Source organism: Burkholderia sp. HMSC10F09 (assembly GCF_001806955.1).
In the GTDB taxonomy this organism is placed as follows: Bacteria; Pseudomonadota; Gammaproteobacteria; order Burkholderiales; family Burkholderiaceae; genus Burkholderia; species Burkholderia multivorans.
In genome coordinates this window covers 1-6,785 of record NZ_KV786731.1, presented here as the reverse complement: position 1 = coordinate 6,785, position 6,785 = coordinate 1, and the positions used below count along the sequence as shown (strand labels likewise).

Annotated in this window: 5 protein-coding genes; all 5 read right to left on the bottom strand. The window is 67.1% G+C overall.

The window, feature by feature from the left end:
* Nucleotides 1-1,097 (bottom strand): type VI secretion system Vgr family protein (locus HMPREF3115_RS15640; protein WP_256276211.1); only part of this gene is annotated, 1,097 nt, incomplete at its 3' end.
* A 70-nt stretch (nt 1,098-1,167) separates the two neighbouring features.
* Nucleotides 1,168-3,045, bottom strand: a complete 1,878-nt coding sequence (gene tssF / locus HMPREF3115_RS15635; protein WP_070555040.1) for a type VI secretion system baseplate subunit TssF — start codon at nt 3,043-3,045, stop codon at nt 1,168-1,170.
* A 352-nt stretch (nt 3,046-3,397) separates the two neighbouring features.
* Nucleotides 3,398-4,102: a phosphorylase gene (locus HMPREF3115_RS15630; protein ID WP_070555039.1), complete on the bottom strand. Its 705-nt coding sequence runs from the start codon at nt 4,100-4,102 to the stop codon at nt 3,398-3,400.
* Between the two features lie 5 nt (nt 4,103-4,107).
* Nucleotides 4,108-6,081, bottom strand: a complete 1,974-nt coding sequence (gene shc, locus HMPREF3115_RS15625; RefSeq protein ID WP_006409820.1) for a squalene--hopene cyclase — start codon at nt 6,079-6,081, stop codon at nt 4,108-4,110.
* An 11-nt stretch (nt 6,082-6,092) separates the two neighbouring features.
* On the bottom strand, nt 6,093-6,785 hold a 693-nt coding region (locus HMPREF3115_RS15620; RefSeq protein WP_176748750.1), incomplete at its 5' end, for an FAD-dependent oxidoreductase.

Below are 6,785 nucleotides of genomic sequence, written 5' to 3'. Positions count from 1 at the left end.
CACCGCACCGGCCGGCTCGACGACGGCACCGGCCGCGAGCGGCGCGCCGATCGCGCCGGCGATGCCGACCGTGCCCGCAAGCAGTCCGGCCGCGCAGTAAGGTCGGCGGCCTCGACGCTCGCTACGCTCTCAAAGCCCGCTGTCAGGCATTGCCGGTAACCTGCCGTGCGGCAATCCCGGCGGCGGGCCGCTATCGGGCAGGTTGAACGGCCCGGCCATTCGTAACGTTCGAGCTGGTTGTGCGCCGTCTCGCGCGGCAAGCTGTTCTGCGCAGTCAGCGTCGCGCCCGGCTTCTCGAAATCGAAATCGTCGGTGGTCCAGACGCCCGATCGCAGGCGCTCCGTCGCCTCGAAGCGATCGACGTGCTCGCGGTCGATCTTCCGGCCCGGCGGGTAGTACTCGAGCGTCTGATACGCGACGCTTTCCACGCTCCGATAGGCGCCCGGACCGTCGACCAGCACCAGGCGGTGCACGCCTTGCGAATGTTCGAAGAACCACGCGATGCCGTGTTCTTCCATCAAGCGCTGGGCAAACGCGAAATCGGATTCGCCGTACTGGACCTGATAGCGCAGCGGCCTGTAGGTGCGGCCAACGCGCATCTCGAACGAATACCAATACGAACCGAAGACCTCGCGCAGGATGTCGAGCACGCTCTTCCTCTGGAAGATGCGATAGTCGGTCCGCTCGCGCGCCAGCGCGAGCCACGGCTCCAGCACGACGCGGTAACGGCACTGGCGATTCAGTTGGTCCACGTAGCTGGCCGCCGTCACGATGCCGCTGATTTCTCGCGTACCGGCGCCCCGGTTCGCCGCGCCCGCCTGGCCGGCCATCCCCGCGACAAAGCTGCCCATCCCGTCCAGCTGGATCGTGACGGTCAGTTCCTTGCCGAGCATCGCCTTGAGATCGAGGTTGGCCAGGATCTCGGCCGGCAGTCGCGGATCGGCGGACGTCGTCAGCCAGAGGTCGTACGTGTACGGCGTGGAAAGCTGTTCCGTGCCCCGCATCGCGCTCAGGTGCAGCATCGGACCGATGCCTTCGACGTCCGGCAGCGCCGGGCCGCCGACCGAGAAGGTCCGGTTCGTCGTGAAATTCACCATGCGTGCTGGCCCTCGACCGCTTGATCGTTGTTATCCGTTACCGACTGCATGAACCGCGCTCCTCCCCGAGTCAGGCTGCGCTGCGCGTCCCCATCCGAACCGGCCAGCGCATCAGCTCGCCGCGCTGCGGCGAGCGCAGCACGGACTGAGTAAAAGAATGTGTCGAAACGTGACGAGCGACGTAGTGCTCGAGGATCACGCCAAATAGAAAAGGGCTCGCGCCGTCAAAGCCGGCCTCGTCCACGGTCAGCACGCATTCGATGCCTCGACCGAACCGCAACGGGCCCTGGCCGGGCAGTTTCTTCGTCACGGGACGCGTCTCGACACGGATCAGGCTGTCGATCTGTCGACGCAAACGCACGTCGTCGCGAGCGGCAAACAAAATCAGAATGTCGCGTAGCGCCCTTCCGTCCTGAGTCTCCAGCCTGCCGTAGTCGAGGTTCAGCTGACCGATCAGCCGCCATGCCGCGTCTCCCTGTGCAAGCGGCGCACGTGCAGCGCTCGGCGCACGGACGAGTTCCGTTCGCCTGACGGGCGCGCTGATTTCGACAGTCAGATCGGTCGCACCGTCGGGCTCCAGCAAGCTCGGCAGATCGCCGTTGGTCAACCATGCATCCACCGACAGGTATTTCATGGCCTGCGGATAGGATTGCTCATCTTCATCGACCAGTGAAACGAACACGTCGGTACTCACGTATGGCGTACGAGCGCCGTAGCGACGGTATGACGTCTTCGCCGTTCCCTGCTCGCGGCGGATCGTGAAATAGCGCCCGTGATCGGCTTTATTGTTCAGCAGCGCCCGGTACAGCGGCCGAAACTCGAGCGATGCCGCTCCTTTGCTGACGAAGCCATGCAACGCCTCCACCGCGAACACCTCGTAATCCGAGCCGTTCTGCCTGTCGGGCTGCACGAGAATTTCGGCGCCCGTGCCCGGCACCTCGGCGGGATCGCTCGTGCGGCGAAACAGGTTGATGACCGGCGTACAGAAGAGGGCGAAGCGGGAAGCGTCGACGTGCTCGACCAGCGAACCGTCGAATCGATCCAGCAGCACGACGATCTCGGCTTCGCGATCGGTCAAATATCGCAATCCCGCATTCAGACCGGTCAGCGTGAAAAACCAGAAGCGCGCGGGACACGTCGCATATTCGTGCAGCAGGTTATGGCCATGAAACTTCGTCCCGACGAGCGGCAGCAAGCTCTCGTCGACAGCCAGCCCCGTATGCTCGATGGCGCGATCGCGGACAACGCCGAATGATCGGTTCGAATCGGCGAAACGATTCGGGATCCCGATCACGGACGCCACGGCGCCAGCGTGGATCAGCTCGAACAGCCGCGATGCGACGCGCTCGTCGCCTGCCAGGTAGACGGGCAACCGACCGAGACCGCGCAGCTCATCGAAGCGCGCTTCGCCGGTGGTACGGAGCCTGAGACGCAATGCGCCGCGAATCGGCCGGTCGGCTGCGCCATAGCGCTCTACCGATGGAATGTCCGGCGGCACGCCGGTCAGGCGCGCCGAAACGATCTCCAACGGATACAGCGTCACATCGAGACCGCTGCGAAACGTGCAGGGCGTGCGCTCACCATCGGGCACGCGGCTCGTGAACGCCGTGCCGCGAGGGACACGAAAACCCTCGAGCAAATTGCCTTGCTGTTCGTCGGGATAGAGACGCGCTACCGCGATCGATGGCGTTGGGGCGACGTAGTTCGGATAGACGGTTTCGAGCAGCCGGCTGCTCAGCAACGGGAACGCGGCATCCAGTTTCAACTGCAGCCGGGCCGTCGTGAAACTCGCGGCTTGCACCAGACGCTCGACAAAGGGATCGGCAATCTCGCCGGCATGCAGGCCCAGCCGACGCGCAATCTTCGGATGCGCCTGCGCAAACTCCTCCACCAGCTCCTTGAAATAGAGCAGTTCTCGAGAGTAGGCGTCAAGCAGATGAGGGTTCATGGCACGCGCAATCCGGGTTCCACGCCAAGCGTTCGACGGCATCGCTGTCGGCAATGTGTCGAATGCTAGTCGCAAAGACCATCTCAAAAAATCCCTGGCGGAACCGAGAAGTCGGATCGACATCCCGCATCGGCGATGCGTGTTTTCGAGATATAAACCGTTGTCCTGATCATTGCATTGACAACGTGATCCGCGGGCAAGTCCCTGCGCGCGTGCGCGTCGCTCAGGGATCTCTTGAAGTTCGCTGCTTGTACCATCGTGCAGATGCACGGGTCGCGAATGGTCGGAAGCGCCGCATCATGCAGCGCTCTTTTAACTTGAGTATGAAAGGGAGAGACGCGGCGTCCGCCGCTCAGACGATCCGCAGCGCGCCTTCGCGCCCGAACGCATGCCGTGCCTGGATCAGCGTCGTGCGCGCGGCACGCGCGTCGCTCGCGACCTGCAACAGCGGGCCGAGTTGCGACGGCTGCTTCAGCAGCTCGCGCAGAATCGGCAGGATGGCGGTGCTGCCGTCGTCGCGCAGCCCGGCGGTCGCCGCGCGCGGCAGCGTGCGCCACGCGGGATCGACGATCGCGCGGCACACCGCGAAAGGCACGCCACGCGCCGCCGCGAACGCAGCGGCGATATGCGACTCCATGTCGACGGCGAGCGCGCCCTTCGCGCGATGCAGCGACGCCTTCTCCTGCTCGGTGACGACGGGCGCGGTGACGGCCGCGATCGCACCGCGACACACGCGCGTCCATACCGGCGTGTCGTGCAAGGCGACGACGAGCCGCGCGCTCCAGTCGGCGTCGGTCTGCACGCGGCCGAACGGCCCGTCGACCGCATCGGCGACGACGAGCGCGCCCGGCTTCAGGTCAGGGGCCAGACCGCCGGCCGTGCCGAAGCTCACGATGCCCGCGCAGCCGCGCGCAGTCGCTTCGGTGAGCGCCCGCTCGAGCCGGTCGGCGCGCGCCGCGAACACGGCCTCGACGCCGTCGCCGCGCGCTATGCGCGCCTCGAACGCCATGCCCGTCACCGCGATGACGGGCAGCCCGCCGCTCTGCCGCGATGCCATCCGCGTCAGATCCCGACCGTGACGCGCGTCGTGTTGTCGCGCTTCAGGTTGCGGTAGCGCGCCAGCGCCCACAGCGGGAAGAACTTGCGATAGCCGTGATAGCGCAGATAGAACACGCGCGGGAAGCCCGTCGCGGTGAAGCGCGCTTCGTCCCACAGGCCGTGCTCCTTCTGTTCGGCGATCAGGTAGTCGATCCCGCGCTTGACCGCCGGATTGTTGACCTCGCCGGCCGCCATCAGGCCGAGCAGCGCCCATGCCGTCTGCGATGCGGTGCTCGGTGCGGGCTCGTAGCCGCGGTAGTTCAGCTTGTAGCTGTCGCCGTCCTCGCCCCAGCCGCCGTCCTTGTTCTGAATCGACAGCAGCCATTGCGCGGCGCGCTTCACGCGCGCGTCGTCCGGCCCGAGGCCCGCCGCGTTCAGCGCGCACAGCGCCGTCCACGTGCCGTACACGTAGTTCATCCCCCAGCGGCCGTACCAGCTGCCGTCCGGCTCCTGCTCCTTCAGCATGTAGTCGAGCGCGCGGCGCGCCGCGTCGCTGGTCAGCGCGGTTTCGCCGAGCTGCGACAGCATCGACAGACAGCGGCCCGACACGTCGGCCGTCGGCGGATCGAGCAGCGCGCCGTGATCGGAGAACGGGATGTTGTTCAGGTAGTACTGCGTGTTTTCCGGCTCGAACGCGCCCCAGCCGCCGTCGCTGCTCTGCATGCCGACAACCCACTCGCGCGCACGCGCGATCGACTCGCGATACGTGTCGGACTGGTTCAGCTTTTGCGCGCGATCCATCGCCATCGCGACGACGGCCGTATCGTCGACGTCCGGGTAGTGCGGGTTCGCGTACTGGAACGCCCAGCCGCCGGGACGCACGTGCGGACGGCGCGAGATCCAGTCGCCGCGCACGTCGAGGATCTGCAGCGGACGCAGCCAGTCGAGGCCGCGCACTGCCGCCTGCTCGGCGCGCGGATCGCGCGTCTCGAGCAGCGCATGCGCGGCGAGCGAGGTATCCCAGACGGGCGACAGGCACGGCTGGCAATAGGCTTCATCTTCGTGCACGACGAGCAGCTTCTCGATCGACTTGCGTGCGATCGCGCGATTCGGATGATCTTCCGCATAGCCGAGCACGTCGTACATCATCACCGCGTTGGCCATCGCCGGATAGATCGCGCCGAGGCCGTCCTCGCCGTTCAGCCGCTCGTCGACGAACGCGACGGCCTGACGAATCGCGCGCTCGCGCGTATAAGCCGGAAACAGCCCGTCGACCGCGCGCAGCACATGATCGACCGCACGGAAGAACGCGAACCAGCCGGCGCTCTGGTGACCCTGGCGCGGCAGCAGGCCCGCGTTGACGGGCGGATCGATGAACAGCTCGTCGATGCGGACGCCGCGCGGATTCTTCGCAAGCGGTCGCTTCGCATTCAGCACGAGCAGCGGCACGATCACCGTGCGCGCCCAGTACGACACCTTCGACAGATGGAACGGGAACCACTGCGGCAGCAGCATGATCTCGACCGGCATCATCGGCACCGCGCGCCACGGAATCGCGCCGTACAGCGCGAGCTGAATCCGCGTGAACACGTTCGACATCTCGGCGCCGCCCATCGCGTGGATCGCGCGGCGCGCGCGCTGCATGTGCTCGGCGTTTTCGTCGTCGCCGATCACCTTCAGCGCGAAGTACGCCTTCACGCTCGCGCTGATGTTCGGCGCGCCGTCGGTAAACAGCGGCCAGCCGCCGTCGGCCTGCTGGATCCGGCGCAGATAGCGGCCGATCTTCTGTTCGAGCTCGAGATTCGGCGTCTCGCCGAGATAGTGGACGAGCAGCACGTATTCGGCGGGAATCGTCGAATCGGCTTCGAGTTCGTAGACCCAGTGCCCGTCCGCGTTCTGCGCGGCGAGCAGCGCGTCGGTCGCGCGTGCGACGGCCGCATCGAGCTCGGCCGGCACGGTGCCGGCCGACAGGGTAGCCATATCGGTGAGATCGTTCATCGGTCCCTCTCTTATTGTGTCTGGAGCGCATCCGCGGCCTGCTGGCCGGAACGGATCGCGCCCTCGATCGTGGCGGGCAAGCCGGTGGCAATCCAGTCCCCCGCCAGCACAAGGTTGGTCCAGCGCGTACGCACGGCCGGACGTTTCATTTCCTGCGACGGCACCGCCGCAAATCCCGCGCGCGGCTCGACCACGAGCTGCCACGGCGGGACGATCGCCGCGTTCGCGCCCGTCACGCGCGCCACGTCTTCCCACAGCCGCCGCGCAAGCGCCTCGCGCGGCAGGTCGAGCCAGCGGCCGGCATCGTGAACCGTCGCCGCGAGCTGGCCCTCGCCGGTGCGCACGGCATCGGCGACGCCGTTGATGACGGTCGTGTCAAGCGGCGCGCCGGGCGGCGGCTCGGCCGCGAAATAGGCGGTCGCGACCGCGCCGAACGCGTCGGGCGCGGCCAGATCGGGCACGAGCGGCTGCGCAACGTCCGGCGGCACGGCCAGCACGACCGCGTCGCCCGGCGCGAGATCGATTCGCTGCCCGCCGGCCGCGAGCGCGTCGACCGCGTTGCCGCGCGCGCCGAACTCGAGCGCATCGAGCCGCGAGCGCAGCCGGATCTGCGCGCCGCCGTGCTGCAGCATCCGCAGCGCCGGTTCGACGAACGCGCTACCGAGCCCGTGCCGCGCGACGAGCGGCCGGCAGCCGGGGCCGCC